This window comes from Pseudomonas sp. Irchel s3a10 (assembly GCF_900187525.1).
GTDB lineage: Bacteria > Pseudomonadota > Gammaproteobacteria > Pseudomonadales > Pseudomonadaceae > Aquipseudomonas > Aquipseudomonas koreensis_G.
The window spans coordinates 450,124-475,106 of the sequence record NZ_FYDR01000003.1; the positions used below are offsets into that span (position 1 = coordinate 450,124).

The following is a 24,983-nucleotide window of genomic DNA, read 5'->3' on the forward strand; positions in this document are numbered from 1 at the left end:
GGCCCAACAGGACATCATCGCGTTACCGGGGCATCGAAATGGCCGACCGCAAAGCCATACGTGGTCGCCGGAAAGATCCGTACCTCCATTGCCCGCACTGTCACGCTCATCGGCAGCCCGACAGACAGGCGCTCTCCCGGCAGGATCCAGGTACGCGGCAGATCCACCGCCTCTGTGCCCGGCAGCGGAACAATCGCTTTAGCCAGGCGCACCACGTAAGGACTGGGATTACTGACCAGCAAGCCTTCAGCCGTGGCTGACCAGCTCAGGCGTTTCCATGGCTCGCGCTCCACCGGCAGGCCGGCGGGGCGCAGGATCACCGGCAGGTTTTGCCGAACCCCCAGATTGACCCGGGCGCCGTCGACACCTGCGACAGGATTGATCCCCTCAAAAATCACCCGTTTCAGATGTTCGGTCTGCAACGGTTCGGCGCTCTGCAACATGAACCGTACCTGCTGCACCGCCCCGGCTTCGACACGGGCAATCGGCGGACTGAACAGCAACAGCAGTTGATCATGCGGCTCGATATTTTCGACCGTGGTGTGCAGCAGGGCCGGACGCGTTTCGGTGTTTCGCACATTCATCGTCGCTTCACCGATACCCTCATCCACCACCAGCACAGGGGTTTGCGGCACCATTCCGGCAGCGTGGGCCCCGGGCATCAAAATCAAGGCGAGCAGGCACAGTGGCAACGCCCGCAAGCCTGGGCGGCACATGGAAATCGGCATCGGTATTGCTCCGCAGGGGGCAGCGCACCCGTCGAAGGGCGCGCTGAATGAACCTGAAAGAACCCGGTAATGACCGGGCTCTGACGATCAGAGGTAGTACATGTCGAAGGTCACCGAGCCATCGAGCGGAATCTCGCTGGTGATCGGCAGCGCGTTGCTCGGGCCGATGATCGGCAACAGGCTCATCGGAAACCCGTGGTGACGCGCCGCGACCGGGCCAGCTGCCACGCCGGAACCCCATGAGTAGAGCGCCGGCGCATTACTCACCAGCGGCGAAGCAGGCAGTTGCCAGGCCGGTGCTGCCAGAGTGCGTGTCATCAGAGTCTGCGGGGCACCGTCGGCTTCCGGAAGACCGTGACGCAGCGCAAATCCGCCGATACGGATGCCGTTGATTTCACCTAGGCCGTAGAACAAAGCCGGATCGCTGTTACCGGCGCCATCGTTGATGCCCGGCAATTTGGTGGCTGTGCGATTGTCTCTGACCGACACCTCGACCGATGCCTCTGCATCGCAATTGATGTGCAGCGAAATATCGTGGGTCGGCAGCACCGTCTGCGTGGTCTTGTTCAGGGTGGCTGCGGATATCTTGCGCAAATCTACCGTGCCACCACCGGCAAATGCAGGGATGCACGAGGTCGGAATAATGGTTCCGATCACGCTCAGATCCACGCTCTCGGCGACCACCAGGGTGGGTAATACTGCAGCCGCGACGGCTGCCATCCATGTTGTTTTTTTCATCAGTCCCTACTTCATCGGTTATTGATCAATGGCAGTTGTTCAGCGCATTGCCTTCACAAGACGCTGAACACCGGGGCGATGATTTCGTTTTTTGCAGGATCCGTATGTAGGAATCGGCGCCGACCAGGAGCTGAAAAAACAACAAAACAAATAGTCCAAAACCACAGGCGAACTCATTCCTACTTTTGAACGACTAATTGTTTACACAGTGTGGCGAGGAGCCGCCGTGAGCGGTCTTTGAAATCCTCTGCGTGCCATACTCCGTCACCCCCTGCCTCCAGCCGAGAAACCAACGTGCGACCCGGAAAAAAATTGCTCGCTGTCTGTGTGTTGTGCTCGTTGGCCAGTGGTTGCGCCACCCTCGATGCGCCGCGCGAACCCAGCCAGGCGTTGCCGGCCGCGGGCTCCGCATTCGGTCGCTCGATTCAGACCCAGGCCGCGCCCTATCAGGGCCGCTCCGGCTTCCGCTTGCTGTCCAACAGCACCGAGGCGTTCACCGCCCGCGCTGAGCTGATTCGCAACGCACAAACCAGCCTCGACTTGCAGTACTACATCGTCCATGACGGCGTCAGCACGCGGATGCTGGTGGAGGAACTGCTCAAGGCCGCAGACCGGGGCGTGCGCGTGCGCGTCCTGCTCGACGACACCACCAGTGATGGCCTCGACACGATCATCGCCACACTGGCGGCGCATCCACAGATCCAGATCCGCCTGTTCAATCCGCTGCACCTGGGCCGCAGCACTGGCGTGACCCGCGCCGCCGGACGCCTGTTCAACCTGTCGCTGCAACACCGGCGCATGCACAACAAGTTGTGGCTGGCGGACAACAGCGTGGCCATCGTCGGCGGGCGCAATCTGGGCGACGAGTATTTCGATGCCGAGCCGAATCTGAATTTCACCGACATCGACATGCTCAGCGTCGGCCCGGTGGCCGAGCAACTCGGGCACAGTTTCGACCAGTACTGGAACAGCGCGCTGAGCAAGCCGATCGACGAATTCCTCTCCAGCAAACCAAGCGCCAAAGACCTGCAGAACACCCGCACGCGCCTGGAAGAGTCGCTGGATGAAACCCGCAAACAGAATCACGCGCTGTATCAACAGTTGATGACGTTCAAGACCGCGCCACGCATGGACATCTGGCGCAAGGAACTGATCTGGGCCTGGAACCAGGCGCTGTGGGATGCGCCGAGCAAAGTGCTGGCCAAGGACGAACCGGACCCGCAACTGTTGCTGACCTCGCAACTGGCGCCGGAACTGCGCGGCGTCAGCAAAGAGCTGATCATGATCTCGGCGTACTTCGTGCCCGGCCAGCCGGGGCTGGTGTACCTGACCGGGCGTGCCGACGCCGGGGTCTCGGTGAGCCTGCTGACCAACTCGCTGGAAGCTACCGATGTGCCGGCGGTGCACGGCGGTTACGCACCGTATCGCAAGGCGCTGCTGGAGCACGGGGTGAAACTGTATGAACTGCGCCGTCAGCCTGGGGATAACTATGGCAGCGGCCCGCATCTTTTCTACAGCAAGTCTTTCCGTGGTTCGGATTCCAGCCTGCATAGCAAGGCAATGATTTTCGATCGGCAGAAAGCATTTATCGGCTCGTTCAACTTCGATCCGCGCTCAGTGCTGTGGAACACCGAAGTCGGGGTTCTGGTGGACAGCCCGGAACTGGCCGAACACGTGCGCGAACTGGCGCTGCAAGGCATGGCGCCGGCCCTGAGTTATGAAGCGAAACTGCAGGATGGCGAGATCGTCTGGGTAACCGAGGATAATGGTCAGATGCACACCCTGACCAAGGAACCGGGGAGCTGGTGGCGGCGCTTCAATGCGTGGTTCAGCACCACTGTCGGCCTGGAGCGGATGCTTTAAAAAGCAAAAGATCGCAGCCTGCGACAGCTCCTACACTGGAATGCGGTTTCCCTGTAGGAGCTGCCGCAGGCTGCGATCTTTTGACCTTAAGCCGTCTGCACCGTCCCGAATGCCCCCTGACGCATCAGCAGAATCACCAATCCAAACGCCCCCGCCGCCATCAACAACGGCAACGCATGCCCGCTGATCCACTGACTGCCCGCCCCCGCCAGCAAAGGCCCGATCAGACAACCGACACCCCACAGCTGCGCAATGTGCGCATTGGCCCGCACCAGCGCGTCGTCGCGATAACGCTCGCCGATCAGGATCAGCGACAAGGTGAACAGGCCACCGGCACTGGCGCCGAACAACACCCACAACGGCCAGATCAGCAGCGTATCGATCAACAGCGGAATCGCCAGGCTCGACAGCATCAGGATCACCGCGCATCCGGTGAACAACGTGCGCCGCGACAGGTAATCCGCCAGCGCGCCGATCGGCAGTTGCAACAGTGCGTCGCCGACCACCACGGTGCTGACCATCGCCAACGCAATCTCGGCGGTGAAGCCCTGTTGCAGGCAATACACTGGCAACAGCGTGAGGATCATCGCTTCGAACGCGGCGAACAGTGACACCGCCCAGGCAATCGCCGGCAACTCGCGGGCAAACCCCCACAGGTCGCCGAAGGTCACGCTGCTGGCTTCACTGCTCGGCGCACCGCTGCGGCCCATCAACAGCAAAGGCGAAACCGTCAGCAACCCGACGCCGACCCAGAATCCATAATCATGCTCAGTACCCAGCGCCCCCAACAGCAGCGGACCAGACAGTTGGCTCAGCGCATAGCTGCTGCCATACAGAGCGACCAGACGACCGCGCCAGTGTTCGACGACCAGTTGATTGATCCAGCTTTCGCCAAGGATGAACACGATGGTCAGGATCACCCCGATCATCAGGCGCAGCACCAGCCAGACCGGATAACTCGGCAGCAGCGCCAGCAAGCCGATCGACAATGCGCCGGCCCACAGGCACAGGCGCATCAGGTTCGCGGTGCCGAGACGTGCCGCCAGATGACTGGAAATCTTCGCGCCCAGCAATACGCCAAGCGCCGGCATCGCCGCCATCACGCCGATGGCGAAGGACCCATAGCCCCAACTCTCCAGACGCAACGACACCAGCGGCATGCTGACCCCCAAGGCCAGACCGACACTCAAGACAGACGCCAACACGGCGAAATACGTCGCCCAACGCATGGTCCACGCTCCTGTGGATATTTTTATGTTCACGACAAAACCAAATGTGGGAGCAAACCCTGTGGTGAGGGGATTCATCCCCGACAGGTCGCGCAGCGACCTCAAAACCTGCACCATCAAATGCACTGGTTTTGCGACTGCTTCGCAGCCGATCGGGGATAAATCCCCTCACCACAGAGACTTGCTCCCACAGGGGATCTCTGTATGTTCGCAAGCCTGAACGAGTCAGGCTTGCGCTAAAGGCTTACAGCTTGATCCACGTCGCCTTCAGCTCGGTGTACTTGTCGAACGCGTGCAGCGACTTGTCGCGACCGTTGCCCGACTGCTTGAAGCCACCGAACGGCGCGGTCATGTCGCCGCCATCGTACTGGTTGACCCACACGCTGCCGGCGCGCAACGCTTTGGCCGTCAGATGCGCCTTGGAAATGTCTTGCGTCCAGACTGCAGCGGCCAGGCCGTACGGCGTGTCGTTGGCGATCTGGATCGCTTCTTCGGCGGTATCGAAGGCGATGACCGATAGCACAGGGCCGAAGATCTCTTCCTGAGCGATCTTCATCGCATTGCTCACGCCGTCGAAAATCGTCGGTTCGACGTAAGTGCCACCGGTTTCCTGAAGGATGCGCTTGCCGCCGGCCACCAGTTTGGCGCCGTCGCTGTGACCGGATTCGATGTACGACAGCACGGTGTTCATCTGCTGGGTATCGACCAGCGCGCCGACGTTGGTCGCCGGGTCCAGCGGATTGCCCGGCTTCCAGGCTTTCAGCGCCTCGATCACCATCGGCAGGAATTTGTCCTTGATCGAACGCTCGACCAGCAGACGCGAACCGGCGGTGCAGACTTCGCCCTGGTTGAAGGCGATGGCGCTGGCGGCGGATTCGGCAGCGGCTTGCAGATCCGGCGCATCGGCGAAGACGATGTTCGGGCTCTTGCCGCCGGCTTCCAGCCACACGCGCTTCATGTTCGATTCGCCGGAGTAGATCATCAGTTGCTTGGCGATCTTGGTCGAACCGGTGAACACCAGGGTGTCGACATCATTGTGCAGCGCCAGCGCCTTGCCGACGGTGTGGCCGTAGCCCGGCAGCACGTTGAGCACGCCTTTCGGAATGCCGGCTTCCACTGCCAGCGCAGCGATGCGGATGGCGGTCAGCGGAGATTTTTCCGACGGCTTGAGGATCACCGAGTTACCGGTCGACAGCGCCGGGCCGAGCTTCCAGCAAGCCATCATCAGCGGGAAGTTCCACGGCACGATGGCACCGACGACACCCACTGGCTCGCGGGTCACCAGACCCAGTTGATCGTGCGGCGTGGCCGCCACTTCGTCGTAGATCTTGTCGATCGCTTCACCGCTCCAGCTCAGCGCTTGCGCCGCGCCCGGGACGTCAATGTACAGCGAGTCGCTGATCGGCTTGCCCATGTCGAGGGTTTCGAGCAATGCCAGTTCTTCAGCGTGCTGCTTGAGCAGGCTGGCGAAACGAATCATGGTGGCTTTGCGTTTGGTCGGCGCCAGGCGCGACCAGACGCCCGAATTGAAGGTGGCGCGGGCGTTTTCCACGGCGCGCTGGGCGTCGGCGGCGTCACAGCTGGCGATCTTGCCCAGCAGACGGCCATCGACCGGGCTGATGCACTCGAAAGTCTCGCCGGAGACGGCGTCGGTGTATTCACCGTTGAGGTAGGCGCGGCCTTCGATCTTCAGGTCGCGAGCACGTTGTTCCCAATCGGCACGAGTCAGGGTGGTCATTCGAGTGTCCTCCTCTTGTTGAATAGAGCGCCGCGTCTTCGCGGACGTCTTCAGGAATGCTGCCCGGCCAGCCTGCTTTTCGGCCCAAGGCACCCGCCACCCTAAACCAGCGGCCGGGGTTGTTTCAATATATTTGACATAAGCGCGCCATACGCCCTTGCGGTGTTCATTTTAATAAACATAGACTTTGGCCCATTCAAGCCACCGCGCCGTCATCACGGGAGAAAACAACAATGAACATCCAGAACGTCGTCGATATCAGCCTGACCAGCAGCGAAGCCGAACGCTATCGCCCGGACCCGGCCAAAGTGCTCAAGGGCGACCCAGAGCAAGCGGTGTTCAACCAGTACGACAGCCCTTGTGGGCAAATGGGTGTTGGCGTGTGGGAAGGCGCGGTTGGGCAGTGGACGGTGAACTACACCGAGCACGAATATTGCGAAATCCTGCAGGGGGTTTCGGTGCTGCGTGACAGCGATGGCAATGCCAAGACCTTGCGTGTTGGCGACCGCTTTGTGATTCCGGCCGGTTTCCGTGGTACTTGGGAGGTGCTGGAGGCTTGCCGCAAGATCTATGTGATCTTTGAAAAGAAGGCCTGAGTCTTTTCGCTGGCTGATCCGGCCTCTTCGCGAGCAAGCCCGCTCCCACATTTGATCTCTGTGAACACAATATTTGCGTCATCGCGCAATTACTGTGGGAGCTGGCTTGCCAGCGATTAGACCCGGCCGGATACCGCAGAAATCCGAGACAACAAAAAAGGCCCGTATCGTGAGATACGGGCCTTTTTTGTAAGTCGGGAAAAATCAATTACTTGATTTTGCCTTCCTTGTAGATCACGTGCTTGCGAACAACCGGATCATATTTCTTGATCTCGATTTTGTCCGGGGTAGTACGCTTGTTCTTGTCGGTAGTGTAGAAGTGACCAGTACCGGCGCTCGAGATCAAACGAATCAATTCACGCATGATTAGCTCCCTTAAATCTTGCCATCGCGGCGAAGTTCGGCGAGCACGACACTGATGCCACGCTTGTCGATGATGCGCATGCCTTTGGCAGATACGCGCAGACGCACAAAACGTTTCTCTTCTTCAACCCAGAAGCGGTGATGCTGCAGGTTCGGCAGGAAACGACGACGGGTTTTGTTGTTTGCGTGGGAAATGTTATTCCCGGTTACCGGACCCTTACCGGTAACTTGACATACTCTCGACATGCCTCAGCCCTCTAAAACCACATGCCCAACCCGGCATGGGTTGGCCGCTTAATCTCTCAGTCATTTGGCGCCAGGCGCCGCGTTTCTTTAGAGGTCTTACCGGCTACACCTACAGTGAAGGAACCGGGCCCCTAGAAAAGAGCGCTGCTTTATACCAGAAAGACCGGGGTGCAACAACAATGGATGTGCAATCAAGCGGTAAAAAGGCGCTTTTTCCGGCTGCGGACGCTTTGGATAAAGGCTGAGGCGAGTTTCGACCACTCGTCGCAGAAAACCGCTCTAACAGAGGTTTTCGACTTTTCCTCGTGCACCGTGGTCCGAAAAACGCCACTGCCCCGGCCCGAAAAATGCAAAAAGGGGATAGTCATTTGCAATCCAGCCCTCTAGGGTAACCCTTTTCCAGACTGCACCTGCAGATGGCCTTCGATCTGTAAAGGAAGCCGACCATGCGCCTCGCTGCCCTACCCCTGTTACTCGCCCCGCTTCTGCTGAGTCCCCTGGCCCAGGCTGCCGCCCTGAGCGTGTGCACCGAGGCCAGCCCCGAGGGGTTCGACGTGGTGCAATACAACTCGTTGACCACCACCAACGCTTCGGCCGATGTGCTGATGAACCGTCTGGTCGACTTCGATACCGCCAGCGGCAAAGTCGTGCCGAGCCTGGCCGACAGCTGGGAAATCAGCACCGACGGCCTGACTTATGTGTTCAAGCTGCACCCGCAGGTGAAGTTTCACAGCACTGACTATTTCAAGCCGACTCGTACCCTGAGCGCCGAAGACGTCAAATTCAGCTTCGACCGCATGCTCGATCCGGCCAACCCATGGCACAAAGTGGCGCAAAGCGGCTTCCCGCACGCCCAGTCCATGCAGTTGCCGGCACTGATCAAGAAAATCGACGCGCTTGACCCGTTGACCGTGCGCTTTACTCTCGATCACCCGGATTCGACGTTCCTCGCGACCCTGAGCATGGGCTTCGCCTCCATCTATTCCGCCGAATATGCCGACAAGCTGCTCAAGGCCGACGCCACCGACAAGCTCAACAGCCAGCCGATCGGCACCGGTCCGTTCATCTTCACGCGCTTCCAGAAAGACGCCTCTGTGCGCTACAAGGCCAACCCGGACTACTTCGGCGGCAAGCCTGCGGTCGACCCGCTGATCTTCGCCATCACCCCGGACGCCAACGTGCGCCTGCAAAAGCTGCGGCGCAACGAGTGCCAGATCGCCCTTTCGCCGAAACCGCTGGACGTGAAGGCCGCGCAGGAAGAGCCGACGCTGAAAGTGGAAAAGACTGACGCGTTCATGACCGCTTTCGTCGGCATCAACAGCCAGCATCCACCGCTCGACAAACCGGAAGTGCGCCAGGCGATCAACCTCGCTTTCGACAAAGCCAACTACGTCAAAGCCGTGTTCGAAGACACCGCCGAACCCGCCAACGGCCCTTACCCGCCGAACACCTGGAGCTACGCGAAGAACCTGCCGGGCTATCCGCACGATGTGGCCAAGGCCAAGGCACTGCTGGCCAAGGCCGGACTCAAGGACGGCTTCCAGACCACCATCTGGACGCGTCCATCCGGCAGCCTGCTCAACCCGAACCCGAGTCTGGGCGCGCAATTGCTGCAGTCGGATCTGGCGGAAATCGGCATTCAGGCGGAAATTCGCGTGATCGAGTGGGGCGAACTGATACGCCGCGCCAAGGCTGGCGAGCATGACCTGCTGTTCATGGGCTGGGCCGGCGACAACGGCGACCCGGACAACTTCCTCACGCCGCAGTTTTCCTGCGCGGCGGTGAAGTCCGGCACCAACTTCGCCCGCTACTGCAATGCCGACCTGGACAAGCTGATCAGCGCCGGCAAGACCACCAGCGAGCAAGGCGTGCGCACCAAGCTGTACGAACAGGCGCAGGCGCAGATTCAGCAGCAGGCACTCTGGTTGCCGCTGGCACACCCGACCGCTTATGCGCTGACGCGCAAGGATGTGCAGGGTTACGCAGTGAGCCCGTTCGGCCGCCAGGACTACTCCAAGGTCAACCTGAAATAACCTTCCACAACACAGCCCCCCTGTGGGAGCGGGCTCGCTCGCGAAGGCGTCGAATCAGCCAACATTTTTAGTGACTGACCCACCGCATTCGCGAGCAAGCCCGCTCACACAGGGGTTGCCGTTTGTTGTAGAAAGCTACATCCAGCCACATTCCGCCATCGACAGCGGCTCGCCGTCGCCAATGATGAAGTGATCCAGCACCCGTACATCAATCAGGTCCAGAGCCTTCTGCAAGCGCTTGGTCAGTTGGCGGTCCGCCTGGCTCGGATCGCTGTTCCCCGACGGGTGGTTATGGCAGAGAATCACCGCCGCCGCGTTGTTGGCTAATGAGCGTTTCACCACTTCCCGGGGATGCACGCTGGTATTGTCGATCGAGCCGCGAAACAGCGCCTCGAACGTCAAAACCTGATGCTTGGAATCAAGAAACAGGCAGCCGAACACCTCGTGGGGCTCATGGCGCAGCATGGATTTCAGATAGTCCCGAACTGCCTGCGGATTTTCCAGCGCCGGCTTTTTACGCATGCACTCGGCCAGATGTCTCCGCCCCATTTCCAGCACCGCCTGCAACTGCGCGAATTTCGCAGGCCCCAATCCCAACTGCCCGCTGAACGCCGCGAGATCGGCCTCCAGTAATGCGCGCAGACTGCCGAATTGCGTCAACAGGTGTCGCGCCAGATCCACCGCGCTCTTTCCCGTGACCCCGGTACGAAGAAAAATCGCCAGCAACTCGGCATCTGAAAGACTTCCCGAGCCCTGTTCAAGCAGCTTCTCCCGCGGCCGTTCCGCCGCCGGCCAATCGCGAATACTCATACACCTTCCTTGTCTGTGGGCACCGCTGTTCCATAGCGGTCGCTGTGATATCGTAGCCCATCTTTTTTGCGGGCGAATTCACCCTGGGGAGGGGGTTTCGCCACGTATGTCACCCACGAAATGTAAAGGCAGACCTATGCAGCGGCTGTATCGGAAACGCATCGTTCTGGGCGTCGGCGGCGGCATTGCGGCCTACAAGAGCGCCGATCTGGTTCGTCGCCTGATCGACCAGGGCGCCGAAGTGCGCGTGGTCATGACCCATGGCGGCGCCGAGTTCATCACCCCGCTGACCATGCAAGCGCTGTCCGGGCACCCGGTTCACCTGGATCTGCTCGACCCGGCCGCCGAAGCGGCGATGGGCCACATCGAACTGGCCAAATGGGCCGATCTGGTGCTGATCGCCCCGGCCACCGCTGACCTGATCGCCCGTCTGGCCCAAGGCATCGCCAACGATCTGCTGACCACCCTGGTGCTGGCCACCGACGCCGTGGTGGCCGTCGCGCCAGCAATGAATCAGGCGATGTGGCGCGATCCGGCAACCCAAGCCAACCTGCAACTCCTTGAAAGTCGCGGCCTGAAGACTTTCGGCCCGGCCTCTGGCAGCCAGGCCTGCGGCGACGTCGGCATGGGCCGGATGATGGAAGCCACCGATCTGGCGCAGTGCGCGGCGGATTGCTTCCAGCGACAGGCGCTGACCGGCAAGCATGTGGTGATCACCGCCGGCCCGACCCAGGAAAACATCGACCCGGTGCGCTACATCACCAACCACAGCTCCGGGAAAATGGGCTTCGCTCTGGCCGAAGCTGCGGTGGAAGCCGGCGCCCGCGTGACCCTGATCAGCGGCCCGGTGCACCTGCCGACGCCGGATCGCGTCACGCGCATCGACGTGGTCAGTGCCCGCGACATGCTCGCAGCGTGCGAATCGGCCATTCCATGTGACGTGTTCATCTCGTCGGCGGCGGTGGCGGACTACCGTCCGGAAGTCGTTGCCCCGCAAAAACTCAAGAAAGACCCTACAAGCGGCGACGGCTTCGTCCTGCAAATGGTGCGCAACCCGGACATCCTGGCCACCATCGCGACCCGTCCCGACCGTCCGTTCAGTGTCGGCTTTGCCGCCGAGACCGAACACCTGCTCGACTACGCTGCACGCAAGCTGAAAGACAAGAATCTCGATCTGATCGTCGCCAACGACGTCGCCAACCCGAGCATCGGTTTCAACAGCGAAGAAAACGCCTGCAGCGTGATCGATCGTGGGCTTCACGCCACCGTTTTCGCCCAGACCAGCAAGAGCAAGATCGCTCGCCAACTGGTCACTTTTATCGCCGAACGTCTGAACCAGGTTTAATTTACATGCACGCTTTGCAAGCCAAGATCCTCGACCCCCGCATCGGTACTGAATTTCCGCTGCCGCAATACGCCACCCCGGGCTCCGCCGGCCTCGACCTGCGCGCCATGCTGGAGCAGGACATCGTGATCAAGCCGGGTGAAACCGTGCTGATCCCTACCGGTCTGTCGGTGTACATCGGCGACCCGAACCTCGCCGCACTGATCCTGCCGCGCTCGGGCATGGGCCATAAGCACGGCATCGTGCTGGGCAACCTCGTCGGCCTGATCGACTCGGATTATCAGGGCCCGTTGATGGTGTCGTGCTGGAACCGTGGCCAGAACGACTTCACCATGACCGTCGGCGAGCGTCTGGCGCAATTGGTGCTGGTTCCGGTGGTGCAGGCACATTTCGAAATGGTTGAAGAGTTCGTCGAAACCGAGCGCGGCGCGGGCGGATTTGGCCATACCGGCACCAAATAACCGGATATACATCATTGTGGCGAGGGAGCTTGCTCCCGCTGGGCTGCGCAGCAGACCCAAAATCTTGTGGGCGCTGCGCACCCAAGCGGGAGCAAGCTCCCTCGCCACAAAAAATGCGCTACATCGGCAGCAGGCTTTAACACCGTAAATCAAGGTTTTGCCGGCCACAAGCCACGCCAGCCGAGGCGTCATGGCCCTTTCACACCACGAACTCTCTGTGGAAAACGCCGTCATACCCTTCAGTTTGAGCCTGCCGCCGAGTGAATCGTCGGTGTGTCCCGCCACTTTCGAGATGGAGCATTTGTGCAGATGAGCACCCCCGCCAAGATCGCCCCGAAGCTTCCCGACAGCATCTTCCGCGCCTATGACATTCGCGGCACCGTGCCGGAATTCCTCAATGCCGAAACCGCCTACTGGATCGGCCGCGCCATCGGCTCGCAGAGCCTCGCCCAAGGCGAGCCGAACGTTTCCGTCGGTCGCGACGGTCGCCTGTCCGGCCCGGAGCTGGTTGCAGAACTGATCCGCGGTATTGCCGAGAGCGGCTGCCACGTCAGTGACGTCGGCCTGGTCCCGACGCCTGCGCTGTATTACGCGGCCAACGTGCTGGCCGGCAAGTCGGGGGTGATGCTCACCGGCAGCCATAACCCGTCGAATTACAACGGTTTCAAGATCGTGATCGCCGGCGACACCCTGGCCAACGAGCAGATCCAGGTGCTGCACGAGCGCATCAAGACCAATGACCTGACCAGCGGTCAGGGCAGCGTGACCCAGGTCGAAATCCTTGACCGCTACACCACCGAAATCGTCAAGGACGTCAAACTGGCCCGACGCCTGAAAGTCGTGGTCGACTGCGGCAACGGCGCGGCTGGCGTGATCGCCCCGCAACTGATCGAAGCGCTGAACTGCGAGGTCATCCCGCTGTTCTGCGAAGTCGACGGCAACTTCCCCAACCATCACCCGGATCCGGGCAAGCCCGAAAACCTCGTCGACCTGATCGCCAAGGTCAAGGAAACCAACGCCGATCTTGGCCTGGCCTTCGATGGCGACGGCGACCGCGTCGGCGTGGTGACCAACACTGGCAGCATCGTCTACCCGGATCGTCTGCTGATGCTGTTCGCCCGCGATGTGGTGGCGCGCAACCCCGACGCGGAGATCATTTTCGACGTCAAATGCACCCGTCGTCTGGTGCCGCTGATCAAGGAATACGGTGGTCGGCCGCTAATGTGGAAGACTGGTCACTCGTTGATCAAAAAGAAAATGAAACAATCCGGTGCTCTATTGGCCGGCGAAATGAGCGGGCACATCTTCTTCAAGGAGCGCTGGTTCGGTTTCGACGACGGCATCTACAGCGCCGCTCGGCTGCTGGAGATCCTCAGCAAGGAAAAATCCACCGCGGAAGAGCTGTTTGCGACCTTCCCGAACGATATTTCTACGCCGGAAATCAATATCCATGTGACCGAAGAGAGCAAATTCAGCATCATTGATGCACTGCACGACGCACAGTGGGGTCCAGGCGCTGACCTGACCACTATCGACGGCGTGCGAGTCGATTACGCCAAAGGCTGGGGCCTGGTGCGCGCGTCCAACACCACACCGGTGCTGGTGCTGCGTTTCGAGGCCGATGACGAGGCAGAACTTGCGCGTATCAAGGCTGTGTTCCACGCCCAACTGAAACGCGTTGCACCTGATCTCCAACTACCGTTCTGATTCACCCGGAGCCCTGAATGACCCTCGAACGCGAAGCCGCCGCCCACACCGCCCAGGTCCTGTCCGAAGCGTTGCCTTACATCCGACGTTATGTCGGCAAGACCCTGGTGATCAAATACGGCGGCAACGCGATGGAAAGCGAGGAGCTGAAAACCGGCTTCGCCCGCGACATCGTCTTGATGAAAGCCGTGGGCATCAACCCGGTGGTGGTTCACGGCGGCGGCCCGCAGATCGGTGATCTGCTCAAGCGCCTGTCGATCGAAAGCCACTTCGTCGATGGCATGCGCGTCACCGACGCCGCGACCATGGATGTGGTGGAAATGGTTCTCGGCGGCCAGGTCAACAAAAGCATCGTCAACCTGATCAACCGTCACGGCGGCAGCGCCATCGGCCTGACCGGCAAAGACGCCGGGCTGATTCGTGCGAAGAAACTGACCGTCACCCGCCAGACCCCGGAGATGACTCAGCCGGAAATCATCGATATCGGTCAGGTCGGTGAAGTGGTAGGGATCAACACCGAACTGCTGAATCTGCTGGTCAAAGGCAACTTCATTCCGGTGATCGCGCCAATCGGCGTGGGTGAAAACGGCGAGTCGTACAACATCAACGCCGACCTGGTGGCCGGTAAAGTCGCCGAAGCGCTGAAAGCCGAGAAGCTGATGCTGCTGACCAACATCGCCGGCCTGATGGACAAGTCTGGCACCGTGTTGACCGGCCTGAGCACTCAGCAGGTCGACGACCTGATCGCCGATGGCACCATCTACGGCGGCATGCTGCCGAAGATCCGCTGTGCGCTGGAAGCGGTTCAGGGCGGTGTCGGCAGCTCGCTGATCATCGATGGCCGCGTACCGAACGCGATCCTGCTGGAAATCTTCACCGACACCGGTGTGGGCACGCTGATCAGCAATCGCAAGCGTCACTGATCGCTGAAACGCAAAAGATCGCAGCCTGCGGCAGCTCCTACAAAAGCAAATTTCGTGCGTACGAAATTTCTGTAGGAACTGGCGAAGTCTGCGATCTTTTTTATGCCTGCAAGAAACGTCTGACTCCATTCAGCGAAACGTCCGACATCTCCTCAGAATAAATCGCCCTAGGATCTTCCCTGAACCCACAGGAGATCTTCCCCATGCAAAAAGACCACGTACCGTACGGCAGCGATGTTTCCGCAGGCACCTACGAATGTGCAGATTGCGGACGCGAGTATTCCAACCAGTCGAAAACCTCACTGCCGCCCTGCCCTGACTACCAACCCGGCACTCATGTGCTCAATGGCTGGAACATCCTGACGGGCCAGGGCGACGCTGCTGCCGATCCGTATCCGGGTCAGTCTTCCAAATAACCAGGGGAGACGAGCCATGCAAATATCTTTCAATATCGACGCCGACGCTTTCGAGCAGGAACAAAAGGAACCGGTCAAAAAAACCCTGCGTATCGGCGACGCGGAAATTGCCAACGCCCTTCAGCGCATCGCCAAGGCCAGTCTGACCGAATATCTGAAAATGCTGGTTGAGGGCGGCATGCCCAGCCGCGCCGATGAAGCCAAACAAGATCGCCTGCTTTATCTGATTCAGAGTTACTTTGGACAGACCTTGCCGACCGAGTCACAGATCTCGACGATCTTCCAGCTGACCCAAAGCCAGAGCAAAACCCTGCTGAAAAACACTGTGTCGCGCTTTCGCAATCAGCTCGACGATATCTTGCAACACAGCATGCGGGCAGTCGTGGCGTCTGCAGAGTATGCGCAAACCGTGTATCTGGTGGTCATCAGCTCGGACGTGATTCGTGACGAGCTGAACATGCTGATCACCCAGAATGAGCCGACCTTCAAGCCCATCACCAAACGCAAAGGCAGCGCCGGGCAGTTCGAGATCAGTGAGGACTCTCACGATTTGCTGTGCGCAACGCTGGGCCTCAATGCCGTTCAGTGACATCGTCGCGGTCAGCGGCTTGCTGCTGACCTTGACCACCTTCATGTTCAATCTGGCTTGGCCGACGCTCCATGAGGCGTTGGCGCTGGATGAATACCAAACAGGTCCGCAGATCAAAAAACGCAGCCGCGAGAAGATCAAGAATGCTGTTTATTGGCGTGCGCTGCCGCTGACCGGCGCCTTTGCAGCGCTGTTTTACGTCAACCTGCCAGCCGCCGTGGGCATTATCGGCAGCAGCACACTGGATCTATGGGATTTTGAGGTTGATCGCACGCTATACGTGATGGTGGTTGTGGCGTTGCTGGCATTCGCGCTGATCAACGCGGGATTGACCCTGAAACTGCTGAAGAAATGGCGAAACTTACGTTAACCGTAAACAAAAAGACCCCGTTCATCCTGAATGAACGGGGTCTTCTTATCACCGAACATCCCCTGTGGGAGCGGGCTTGCTCGCGAATGCGTCGTATCAGTCGACATCAATGCTGAATGAACAACTGCATTCGCGAGCAAGCCCGCTCCCACAAAAGCTGACCGCAGTCAGACGCCGAACTGCGCCCGGTACGCTTCCACGGCAGGCAAGTGCTGCTTGAGCTGCGGATCATCGGCGAGGAATTCCAGCACCTGATTCAGCGAAACGATGCTGATCACCGGAATACCGAAGTCACGCTCGACTTCCTGGATCGCTGACAATTCGCCGTTGCCACGCTCCTGACGGTTCAGGGCGATCAGCACGCCAGCGGCCTTGGCACCGTCCTGGGAAGCGATGATCTGCATCACTTCGCGGATCGCGGTGCCGGCGGTGATCACGTCGTCGATGATCAGCACGTCGCCGGTCAGCGGTGCGCCGACCAGGCTGCCGCCTTCGCCGTGAGCCTTGGCTTCCTTGCGGTTGAAGCACCAAGGCAGGTCGCGGTCGTGATGCTCGGCCAGCGCGACAGCGGTGGTCGCTGCCAGCGGGATGCCTTTATAGGCCGGGCCAAACAGCACGTCGAACGGAATGACGCTTTCGGCAATGGCTGCCGCGTAGAAACGCCCCAGCTGCGCCAAGGCCGAACCGGAGTTGAACAGGCCGGCATTGAAGAAGTAAGGACTGGTGCGCCCGGACTTCAGGGTGAACTCACCGAAGCGCAAAACGCCGCGATCGATGGCAAAACGAATGAAATCGCGCTGATACGCTTGCATGAAAAAAACCCCAAATACCACGGATTTAGCTAATTAGCTTGACGCCGTGTATCATACACGCACGCGATTTTTGGGGCCATTTATGCGGATCATCAGTGTGAACGTCAATGGTATTCAGGCTGCAGTCGAGCGTGGTTTGCTCAGTTGGCTGCAAGCACAGAATGCCGACGTCATCTGCCTGCAGGACACCCGTGCCTCCGCCTTTGAACTGGATGACCCAGCCTTCCAACTGGACGGCTACTTCCTTTATGCCTGCGATGCTGAAGTCCCTGCCCAAGGTGGCGTGGCTTTGTATTCGCGGTTGCAACCGAAGGCTGTCATCAGCGGTCTCGGTTTCGAGACGGCCGACCGCTACGGGCGCTACCTGCAAGCAGATTTCGACAAAGTCAGTATTGCCACCTTGCTGCTTCCTTCGGGGATGAACGGCGATGAGGACTTGAACCAGAAGTTCAAGCTCATGGACGACTTCGGCAAGTACCTGGACAAACAGCGGCGTAAACGTCGCGAGTACATTTATTGTGGCTCGCTGTACGTGGCGCAGCAGAAGCTCGACATCAAGAACTGGCGCGACAGCCAGCAATCCCCGGGCTTCCTGGCGCCAGAACGCGCCTGGATGGACGAGATTGTCGGCAACATGGGCTACGTCGATGCCCTGCGCGAAGTCAGCCGCGAAGGCGACCAGTACAGCTGGTGGCCGGACAACGAGCAGGCCGAGATGCTCAATCTGGGCTGGCGCTTCGACTACCAGCTGCTGACCCCGGGCCTGCGGCGCTTTGTGCGCAGCGCACGCCTGCCGCGTCAGCCACGGTTCTCGCAGCACGCGCCGCTGATCGTCGACTACGACTGGACGCTGACCATTTAAGCGTCGACTCGTCGTTAAAAAATGCCCGTATCGCGAGATACGGGCATTTTTTATGCCGCAGTCTGAACCTCAGACAGCGACGAAAAACGGCAAGGCCAGGTAAAGCTTGATGACGATGACGTTAATGATGTCGATGAAGAATGCACCAACCATCGGCACCACCAGAAACGCAATCTGCGAAGGCCCGAAACGCTGGGTAACCGCCTGCATGTTGGCGATCGCCGTTGGTGTCGCACCCAACCCAAAGCCGCAATGGCCTGCCGCCAGAACCGCTGCGTCGTAGTTACTGCCCATCACTCTGAATGTCACGAAAATCGCAAACAGCGCCATGACCAACGTTTGCGCAGCCAGGATGATGAATATCGGCAGTGCCAACGCTGCCAGATCCCAGAGTTTGAGAGACATCAAGGCAATTGCCAGGAACAGCGACAGGCTGACATTACCCAGCACCGACACTTCGCGCTCGAATACCTGGTACAGGCCCAGCGCCGATAGCCCATTACGTAGCACCACCCCCACGAACAAAACGCAGACAAACGTCGGCAACTCGAGTGCGGTTCCGTGCAGAAAGCCATTCAGAAGATTGCCAGCCAATAAACTGACCGCAATCAAAGCCAGTGTCTCGATAAACGAAAAGGGCGTAATCGAACGCTCTTTGTTCGGCTGCTCGAAACCCTTTGGCATCCGTAGCGCTTGTTGAGGCTGGCAATCGGGCACCGCAACGCGCTTGATGAGCAGGCGAGCCACCGGCCCACCAATCAAACCACCCAGGACCAGGCCGAAGGTCGCCGACGCAATTGCAAGCTCGGAGGCCGAGGCGAGGCCGTACGTTTCACTGAATACCGTGCCCCACGCCGCACCCGTACCGTGACCGCCCGCAAGCGTGATCGAACCCGTCAGGAGCCCCATCAACGGATCAAGACCCAGTGTTTTGGCAAGGCCAATGCCCAATGCGTTCTGAACCACCAGAAGCCCGGTAACCGCCAGTAGAAATATGCCGACTACGCGACCACCTTTCTTCAGGCTGGCAAAGTCTGCACTCAAACCGATTGTGGCAAAGAATGCCAACATCAAAGGCGTTTGCAATGAAGTATCAAATCTGATTTCTATATCAAAAGTTCGCAAAATCAATAAACCCAGCGCAACCACCAGTCCACCGGCGACGGGTTCAGGGATATTGTAATTACGCAGAAAACCGACTCGTGCAATAAGTCCGCGCCCCAGTAAAAGCACCAGAGAGGCGGCCACGAGCGTTCCATAAAAATCGAGCTGAATCATTGGGATTATTCTTGGCTATGTATTCATCAGGCGCACTTTTTCCGCGCACGCCTATTGAATCGGCTGATTGTCTCAACACTGATTGATTTGGAATTCAAAGACCTTCGATGGCTTGAATATATCGAGATATTTCTGAAGCGACGTTACGCGGAGTAACCTTAACAATCGCCAAGTCCTGTTGCCAAGGATTGAGATCGCGCTAAAGCATTGCAGTTGTGACTAAAAGTGTAGGAGTTAAATATATGAAAAATTTCGACTACCGCTTGTCGCAGATAGAACTATTCCTACACGAAAGGGTAATTATTCAAGTTGCAAAAACGCAAATGCCCTAACAAGTCAGGGCATTTATATTAAAACGTTGCGCGTCATGGAGGCCTTGCATTGATCGCTATTTGATCAATCGCCAGGTGAACGGATAACGGTAGGGAAAGCCTTCGTTCGCCTTCACCCCGGCAATGATCGTCAACACCAGCGCCCCGATGGCCAGCAGGCCCAGCAAGAAGAAGCCAATGATCAACACCATCAGCAGCAGACAGATCGCGGCAGCAATCGCCACAGTGATCTGAAAATTCAGCGCCTCTTTGCCCTGAGCGTCGATGAACGGATCGGTCTCACGCTTCATCTGCCACAGGATCAGCGGTCCGATCAGATTGCCGAACGGAATCCAGATCCCCAGCAAGGCGGACAAGTGACAAAACATCGCCCATTGGCGAACCTCCTGGCTCGGCTTGGGCAGCAACTCTTGCTCATCACTCATCGTGTCCTCCTTGCGGGTTACGAAGCTGCTCAGTCGGCCAGTGCAGCCTTTTGCAGTTCGAAGATTTCGTTCATGCCTTTCTTGGCCAGTTCAAGCATGGCGTTCAGATCTTCAGGCTGGAACGGCGCGCCTTCGGCGGTGCCCTGGACCTCAATGAAGCCACCGGTGCTGGTCATCACCACATTGAGGTCGGTCTCGGCGGCGGAATCTTCAAGATAGTCCAGATCCAGCACCGGCTCGCCCTGATACATACCGACCGACACTGCGCCGATCATTTGCTTGAGCGGGTCGCCGCCTTTCAGGCCGCCGCGTTTCTTGATCACTTTCAGCGCATCGACCAGTGCCACCATGGCGCCGGTGATGGACGCGGTGCGGGTGCCGCCGTCAGCCTGGATCACGTCGCAGTCGACGTACAGGGTCACGTCGCCCAGCTTGGACATGTCCAGCGCAGCGCGCAGCGAACGGCCAATCAGGCGCTGGATTTCCAAGGTACGACCGCCCTGCTTGCCACGGCTCGCTTCACGCTGATTACGCTCGCCAGTGGCGCGCGGCAGCATGCCGTATTCGGCAGTCAACCAGCCCTGGCCCTGGCCTTTGAGGAAACGCGGCACGCCGTTTTCGACGCTGACGGTGCAGATGACCTTGGTATCACCGAATTCGACCAGTACGGATCCCTCGGCGTGTTTGGTGTAGTTGCGGGTAATGCGGATCGAGCGAAGCTGATCGGCAGCGCGACCACTTGGACGTTTCATAGGGAATACCTGTACTGGGGACGGAAAACTGCCGAGCATTATAGAGCGCTGCACCGCGCCTGGGCACGGGTTAAAAATTCCGGCCGTCGACCCAGAGCCCTGAAACGTGCATAACCGACGGCCTGCAGCCCTTTGTCACACCGTGTGTTTGGGCGCATCCGCCGCACTGCGCTACAATCCTGCGCCTTTGCTGCCAGTCGGCTTAAATTCATTGATATCGAGCCTGCGGAACATCACTTCTGCGCCGATCTGCATTGCGAGGTCACCGCCATGGTGCACAGCATGACCGCCTTCGCCCGCGTCGAAAAAGCCGGCGTCCAGGGCACCCTGAGCTGGGAGCTGCGCTCGGTCAACAGCCGTTATCTGGAACCGCATCTGCGCCTGCCGGAGTCGTTCCGCGACCTTGAAGGTGCCGTGCGTGAAGCCCTGCGCCAAGGCCTGTCGCGGGGCAAACTGGAATGCACCCTGCGTTTCACTGAAGAAAGCACCGGCAAGCCGTTGCAGGTCGACCGCGAGCGCGCCGCGCAACTGGTCGCCGCCGCCGAAACCGTTGCCGGCCTGATCAAGAACCCGGCAGCACTGAACCCGCTGGAAGTGCTGGCCTGGCCCGGCGTGCTGGTGGCCGACGCCACTGATCCACAAGCGCTGAACGCCGATGCGCTGGCGCTGTTCAATCAAGGTCTCAAGGAACTCAAGGCCGGCCGCGAGCGCGAAGGCGCGGAGCTGGCACGCCTGATCAACGAGCGCCTGACCGCCATTGAAGAGGACGTCGTGACCTTGCGTGAACTGGTGCCGCAGATGCTCGCGACCCAGCGTCAGAAAGTCCTCGACCGCTTCACCGACATGAAGGCCGAACTGGATCCGCAGCGCCTGGAACAGGAAATGGTCATGCTCGCGCAAAAGAGCGATGTGGCCGAAGAGCTGGATCGCCTGAGCACCCACATCATCGAAGTTCGCCGGGTACTCAAGTCCGGCGGTGCCGCCGGTCGGCGCCTGGACTTCCTGATGCAGGAACTCAACCGCGAAGCCAACACACTGGGCTCCAAGGCCTTCGACCCGCGCAGCACCCAGGCCGCCGTCAACCTCAAGGTGTTGATCGAGCAGATGCGCGAACAAGTGCAGAATATTGAGTAAGGCAACAGACATGACCCACAGCACCGGCACCCTGTACATCATTTCCGCGCCATCGGGCGCAGGCAAGAGCAGCCTGGTCAAGGCTTTGACCGATGCCAATCCGGAGATCCGCGTCTCGATCTCCCACACCACCCGCGCCATGCGTCCGGGTGAAGTGGACGGCGTGAACTATCACTTCGTGACCCGCGAAGAGTTCGTGAAGATGGGCGAGCACGGCGATTTCCTCGAACGCGCCGAAGTCTTCGGCAACTTCTATGGCACCTCGCAAAGCCGCTTGCAGCAGACGCTGGACGAAGGTCACGACCTGATTCTGGAAATCGACTGGCAAGGCGCCGAGCAAGTGCGCAAGCTGATGCCGCAGGCACGCTCGATCTTCATCCTGCCGCCGTCGTTGCAGGCCTTGCACCAGCGCCTGACCAACCGCGGCCAGGATAGCGACGAGATCATTGACGGGCGGATGCGTGAAGCCGTCAGCGAGATGAGCCACTATGTCGAGTACGACTATCTGATCATCAACGACGATTTCGCCCATGCACTGGACGATCTGAAGGCGATTTTCCGCGCCAATCAGCTGCAACAGAAACGCCAGCAGGTACGTTTCGGCAAATTACTGGCCGAACTGCTCGGTTAATCAGCACTTCCCAAAACCGCTGCAAGCGCTTTACATTGGTGCTTGCAGCGCGTTGAAGGGTCTGGTCAAAAAATCAGCGCTTCCCTAATCGCTGGTGATTTTTTAAACTGCTCAGTCCGCTCGCCCAACCGGGCAGCGCGCATATTGCATTCGCTCCGAGGAATACCATGGCCCGCGTAACCGTTGAAGACTGCCTAGAACACGTGGAAAACCGCTTTGAGCTGGTCATGCTCTCTACCAAGCGTGCCCGTCAACTGGCCACCGGCGGCAAAGAGCCACTGGTCCAGTGGGAAAACGACAAGCCGACCGTTGTCGCCCTGCGTGAAATCGCAGAAGGCCTGATGAGCTACGAGTTCATCGCCGAGCAGGAAATCGTCCAGGATGAGCCGCTGTTCGCAGCGTTCGAGGACGAGTCCAACGAGGCCGTCTAAGCCTATGCCTGGTCGACGTAGCACGGCGCGGGAACACAGCCTACGGCAGGAGTCATCATGCCGAGCATAGACGCCCTCGCCGATCGCTTATCGACCTACCTCGGCAACGACCAGGTCAACCTGGTCCGCCGAGCGTATTTCTACGCCGAACAAGCCCATGACGGTCAGCGCCGTCGCAGCGGCGAGGCGTACGTCACGCATCCTCTTGCGGTGGCGAATATTCTTGCCGACATGCACATGGACCATCAGAGCCTGATGGCCGCGATGCTGCATGACGTGATCGAAGACACCGGTATCGCCAAAGAAGCGCTGCAAGCGCAGTTTGGTGAAACCGTGGCCGAACTGGTCGACGGGGTCAGCAAACTGACCCAGATGAACTTCGAGACCAAGGCCGAAGCCCAGGCCGAAAACTTCCAGAAAATGGCCATGGCCATGGCGCGCGACATTCGCGTGATCCTGGTCAAACTCGCCGACCGCCTGCACAACATGCGCACGCTGGAAGTGCTGTCCGGGGAAAAACGTCGCCGGATCGCCAAGGAAACCCTCGAAATCTACGCGCCGATCGCCAATCGGCTGGGCATGCACGCCATTCGTATCGAGTTCGAAGACCTCGGCTTCAAAGCCATGCACCCGATGCGTTCCGCGCGGATCTACCAGGCGGTCAAGCGCGCCCGGGGCAACCGCAAGGAAATCGTCAACAAGATCGAAGAGTCCCTCGGCCATTGCCTCGCGATCGACGGCATCCAGGGCGAAGTCAGCGGTCGCCAGAAACACCTCTACGGCATCTACAAGAAAATGCGCGGCAAGCGTCGGGCCTTCAACGAGATCATGGACGTCTATGCGTTCCGGATCATCGTCGACAAGGTCGATACCTGCTACCGCGTGCTGGGTGCTGTGCACAATTTGTACAAACCGTTGCCGGGGCGCTTCAAGGATTATATCGCGATCCCCAAGGCCAACGGCTATCAGTCGCTGCACACCACGCTGTTCGGCATGCACGGCGTACCGATCGAGATCCAGATCCGCACCCGCGAAATGGAAGAGATGGCCAACAACGGCATTGCCGCACACTGGCTGTACAAATCCAGCGGTGACGAGCAGCCCAAAGGCACCCATGCCCGCGCCCGCCAGTGGGTCAAAGGCGTGCTGGAAATGCAGCAACGTGCCGGCAACTCGCTGGAATTCATCGAGAGCGTGAAGATCGACCTGTTCCCGGACGAGGTCTACGTGTTCACGCCCAAAGGCCGGATCATGGAGCTGCCCAAAGGCTCCACGGCGGTCGACTTTGCCTACGCGGTGCACACCGACGTCGGCAACAGCTGCATCGCCTGCCGGATCAACCGCCGACTCGCACCGCTGTCCGAACCGCTGCAAAGCGGCTCCACGGTCGAGATCGTCAGCGCCCCTGGCGCGCGGCCGAACCCGGCGTGGCTCAACTTCGTGGTCACCGGCAAGGCACGTACGCACATCCGCCATGCGCTGAAACTGCAGCGCCGCTCCGAGTCCATCAGCCTCGGCGAACGCTTGCTGAACAAAGTGCTCAACGGTTTCGACAGCTCGCTGGAGAAGATCCCGGCCGAGCGCGTCAAGGCGATGCTCAGCGAGTACCGCCTCGAACTGATCGAAGACTTGCTCGAAGACATTGGCCTGGGCAACCGCATGGCCTATGTCGTGGCGCGCCGTCTGCTCGGCGAAGGCGAACAGCTGCCAAGTCCGGAAGGCCCGCTGGCGATTCGCGGTACCGAAGGCCTGGTGCTCAGTTACGCCAAGTGCTGCACGCCGATCCCGGGCGACCCGATTGTCGGGCACCTGTCGGCGGGCAAAGGCATGGTCGTGCACCTGGACAACTGCCGCAACATCAGCGAAATCCGGCACAACCCGGAAAAATGCATCCAGCTCTCGTGGGCCAAGGATGTCACCGGCGAATTCAACGTCGAGCTGCGAGTCGAGCTGGAACACCAGCGCGGCCTGATCGCCCTGCTGGCCAGCAGCGTCAACGCCGCCGACGGCAATATCGAGAAAATCAGCATGGACGAGCGCGATGGTCGCATCAGCGTCGTCCAGCTGGTGGTCAGCGTCCACGACCGTGTGCACCTGGCCCGCGTGATCAAGAAACTGCGCGCCCTGACCGGGGTCATCCGCATCACCCGCATGCGTGCCTAATCCACACC

25 protein-coding genes and 1 pseudogene are annotated in these 24,983 nt (G+C 59.6%); 15 read left to right on the forward strand and 11 right to left on the reverse strand.

All coding sequences use genetic code 11. From position 1 onward, the window contains the following. Positions 1-14 precede the first annotated feature (14 nt). Both CKW11_RS12050 and CKW11_RS12055 read right to left on the reverse strand, forming a co-directional pair. Positions 15-728 carry a fimbria/pilus chaperone family protein gene (locus CKW11_RS12050; protein WP_095137690.1) on the reverse strand — a complete coding sequence of 238 codons (714 nt, stop codon included), beginning with the start codon at positions 726-728 and terminating at the stop codon, positions 15-17. An 87-nt stretch (positions 729-815) separates the two neighbouring features. Continuing rightward, on the reverse strand, positions 816-1,466 hold the full coding sequence (locus CKW11_RS12055) for a DUF1120 domain-containing protein (RefSeq protein ID WP_095137691.1): 651 nt from the start codon (positions 1,464-1,466) through the stop codon (positions 816-818). 312 nt (positions 1,467-1,778) lie between these two features. On the opposite strand from CKW11_RS12055, the gene CKW11_RS12060 reads away from it, so the two are divergent. Further along, positions 1,779-3,329 carry a phospholipase D family protein gene (locus tag CKW11_RS12060; RefSeq protein WP_371917872.1) on the forward strand — a complete coding sequence of 517 codons (1,551 nt, stop codon included), beginning with the start codon at positions 1,779-1,781 and terminating at the stop codon, positions 3,327-3,329. 86 nt (positions 3,330-3,415) lie between these two features. Here CKW11_RS12060 and CKW11_RS12065 read toward each other — a convergent pair whose 3' ends face one another. After that, entirely contained in the window at positions 3,416-4,558 is a 1,143-nt protein-coding gene (locus CKW11_RS12065; RefSeq protein ID WP_095137693.1) for an MFS transporter, read from the reverse strand. 244 nt (positions 4,559-4,802) lie between these two features. After that, positions 4,803-6,296: an aldehyde dehydrogenase gene (locus tag CKW11_RS12070; RefSeq protein WP_095137694.1), complete on the reverse strand. Its 1,494-nt coding sequence runs from the start codon at positions 6,294-6,296 to the stop codon at positions 4,803-4,805. Between the two features lie 233 nt (positions 6,297-6,529). On the opposite strand from CKW11_RS12070, the gene CKW11_RS12075 reads away from it, so the two are divergent. Then, positions 6,530-6,892 carry a cupin domain-containing protein gene (locus tag CKW11_RS12075; protein WP_027610414.1) on the forward strand — a complete coding sequence of 121 codons (363 nt, stop codon included), beginning with the start codon at positions 6,530-6,532 and terminating at the stop codon, positions 6,890-6,892. A gap of 208 nt (positions 6,893-7,100) precedes the next feature. Here the strand turns inward: CKW11_RS12075 and rpmG are convergent, their stop codons facing one another. Together rpmG and rpmB are read right to left on the reverse strand one after the other, a co-directional pair. Next, positions 7,101-7,256: a 50S ribosomal protein L33 gene (rpmG, locus tag CKW11_RS12080; protein ID WP_003177274.1), complete on the reverse strand. Its 156-nt coding sequence runs from the start codon at positions 7,254-7,256 to the stop codon at positions 7,101-7,103. A gap of 11 nt (positions 7,257-7,267) precedes the next feature. Then, positions 7,268-7,501 (reverse strand): 50S ribosomal protein L28, encoded by a 234-nt coding sequence (rpmB, locus tag CKW11_RS12085; RefSeq protein ID WP_003229474.1) that lies wholly within the window; start codon positions 7,499-7,501, stop codon positions 7,268-7,270. 446 nt (positions 7,502-7,947) lie between these two features. On the opposite strand from rpmB, the gene CKW11_RS12090 reads away from it, so the two are divergent. Continuing rightward, positions 7,948-9,534, forward strand: a complete 1,587-nt coding sequence (locus CKW11_RS12090; RefSeq protein WP_095137695.1) for an ABC transporter substrate-binding protein — start codon at positions 7,948-7,950, stop codon at positions 9,532-9,534. Between the two features lie 135 nt (positions 9,535-9,669). Here the strand turns inward: CKW11_RS12090 and radC are convergent, their stop codons facing one another. Further along, positions 9,670-10,344, reverse strand: coding sequence for a DNA repair protein RadC (radC, locus tag CKW11_RS12095; RefSeq protein ID WP_027610412.1), 675 nt, complete (start codon positions 10,342-10,344; stop codon positions 9,670-9,672). 136 nt (positions 10,345-10,480) lie between these two features. On the opposite strand from radC, the gene coaBC reads away from it, so the two are divergent. The 7 genes and pseudogenes from coaBC (at position 10,481) to CKW11_RS12135 (ending at position 16,155) form a co-directional block, all read left to right on the forward strand. Beyond that, a complete protein-coding gene (gene coaBC / locus CKW11_RS12100; protein ID WP_095137696.1) occupies positions 10,481-11,689 on the forward strand; it encodes a bifunctional phosphopantothenoylcysteine decarboxylase/phosphopantothenate--cysteine ligase CoaBC in 1,209 nt (402 codons plus the stop codon). Between the two features lie 5 nt (positions 11,690-11,694). Beyond that, positions 11,695-12,150: a dUTP diphosphatase gene (dut, locus tag CKW11_RS12105; RefSeq protein ID WP_047596787.1), complete on the forward strand. Its 456-nt coding sequence runs from the start codon at positions 11,695-11,697 to the stop codon at positions 12,148-12,150. Positions 12,151-12,480: 330 nt separating this feature from the next. After that, positions 12,481-13,857 (forward strand): annotated as a pseudogene (locus tag CKW11_RS12115) (phosphomannomutase/phosphoglucomutase); the annotation flags it as partial. Between the two features lie 17 nt (positions 13,858-13,874). After that, positions 13,875-14,780: an acetylglutamate kinase gene (gene argB, locus CKW11_RS12120; protein WP_007962366.1), complete on the forward strand. Its 906-nt coding sequence runs from the start codon at positions 13,875-13,877 to the stop codon at positions 14,778-14,780. Positions 14,781-14,983: 203 nt separating this feature from the next. Continuing rightward, positions 14,984-15,196, forward strand: a complete 213-nt coding sequence (locus CKW11_RS12125) for a hypothetical protein (protein WP_095137699.1) — start codon at positions 14,984-14,986, stop codon at positions 15,194-15,196. A 16-nt stretch (positions 15,197-15,212) separates the two neighbouring features. Further along, positions 15,213-15,785 (forward strand): hypothetical protein, encoded by a 573-nt coding sequence (locus CKW11_RS12130; RefSeq protein ID WP_095137700.1) that lies wholly within the window; start codon positions 15,213-15,215, stop codon positions 15,783-15,785. After that, positions 15,772-16,155 carry a hypothetical protein gene (locus tag CKW11_RS12135; RefSeq protein WP_095137701.1) on the forward strand — a complete coding sequence of 128 codons (384 nt, stop codon included), beginning with the start codon at positions 15,772-15,774 and terminating at the stop codon, positions 16,153-16,155. The genes CKW11_RS12130 and CKW11_RS12135 overlap by 14 nt, the downstream gene beginning before the upstream one ends. A gap of 167 nt (positions 16,156-16,322) precedes the next feature. Here CKW11_RS12135 and pyrE read toward each other — a convergent pair whose 3' ends face one another. Beyond that, positions 16,323-16,967, reverse strand: a complete 645-nt coding sequence (gene pyrE / locus CKW11_RS12140) for an orotate phosphoribosyltransferase (protein ID WP_095137702.1) — start codon at positions 16,965-16,967, stop codon at positions 16,323-16,325. Positions 16,968-17,049: 82 nt separating this feature from the next. Between pyrE and CKW11_RS12145 the strand changes: the two genes are divergently transcribed. Then, positions 17,050-17,829 carry an exodeoxyribonuclease III gene (locus CKW11_RS12145; protein ID WP_003229491.1) on the forward strand — a complete coding sequence of 260 codons (780 nt, stop codon included), beginning with the start codon at positions 17,050-17,052 and terminating at the stop codon, positions 17,827-17,829. A gap of 69 nt (positions 17,830-17,898) precedes the next feature. On the opposite strand, the gene gltS is transcribed toward CKW11_RS12145, so the two are convergent. From gltS to rph, 3 genes are all read right to left on the reverse strand, one after another. Then, positions 17,899-19,107 carry a sodium/glutamate symporter gene (gltS, locus tag CKW11_RS12150; RefSeq protein ID WP_095137703.1) on the reverse strand — a complete coding sequence of 403 codons (1,209 nt, stop codon included), beginning with the start codon at positions 19,105-19,107 and terminating at the stop codon, positions 17,899-17,901. A 388-nt stretch (positions 19,108-19,495) separates the two neighbouring features. Continuing rightward, the gene (locus tag CKW11_RS12155; protein WP_003229492.1) at positions 19,496-19,864 is read right to left on the reverse strand and encodes a DUF4870 domain-containing protein; all 369 of its coding nucleotides are present in this window, start codon (positions 19,862-19,864) and stop codon (positions 19,496-19,498) included. Positions 19,865-19,893: 29 nt separating this feature from the next. Beyond that, complete coding sequence (gene rph, locus CKW11_RS12160; RefSeq protein WP_027610407.1) at positions 19,894-20,616, reverse strand: ribonuclease PH; 723 nt, start codon at positions 20,614-20,616, stop codon at positions 19,894-19,896. Positions 20,617-20,886: 270 nt separating this feature from the next. Between rph and CKW11_RS12165 the strand changes: the two genes are divergently transcribed. From CKW11_RS12165 to spoT, 4 genes are all read left to right on the forward strand, one after another. Continuing rightward, a complete protein-coding gene (locus CKW11_RS12165; RefSeq protein ID WP_095137704.1) occupies positions 20,887-21,750 on the forward strand; it encodes a YicC/YloC family endoribonuclease in 864 nt (287 codons plus the stop codon). Positions 21,751-21,760: 10 nt separating this feature from the next. Then, positions 21,761-22,381, forward strand: a complete 621-nt coding sequence (gene gmk, locus CKW11_RS12170) for a guanylate kinase (RefSeq protein WP_003229498.1) — start codon at positions 21,761-21,763, stop codon at positions 22,379-22,381. A gap of 167 nt (positions 22,382-22,548) precedes the next feature. Beyond that, positions 22,549-22,812: a DNA-directed RNA polymerase subunit omega gene (gene rpoZ, locus CKW11_RS12175; protein WP_008030604.1), complete on the forward strand. Its 264-nt coding sequence runs from the start codon at positions 22,549-22,551 to the stop codon at positions 22,810-22,812. Between the two features lie 57 nt (positions 22,813-22,869). Further along, positions 22,870-24,975, forward strand: a complete 2,106-nt coding sequence (gene spoT / locus CKW11_RS12180) for a bifunctional GTP diphosphokinase/guanosine-3',5'-bis pyrophosphate 3'-pyrophosphohydrolase (RefSeq protein WP_025112705.1) — start codon at positions 22,870-22,872, stop codon at positions 24,973-24,975. The last annotated feature ends 8 nt before the right edge of the window (positions 24,976-24,983 follow it).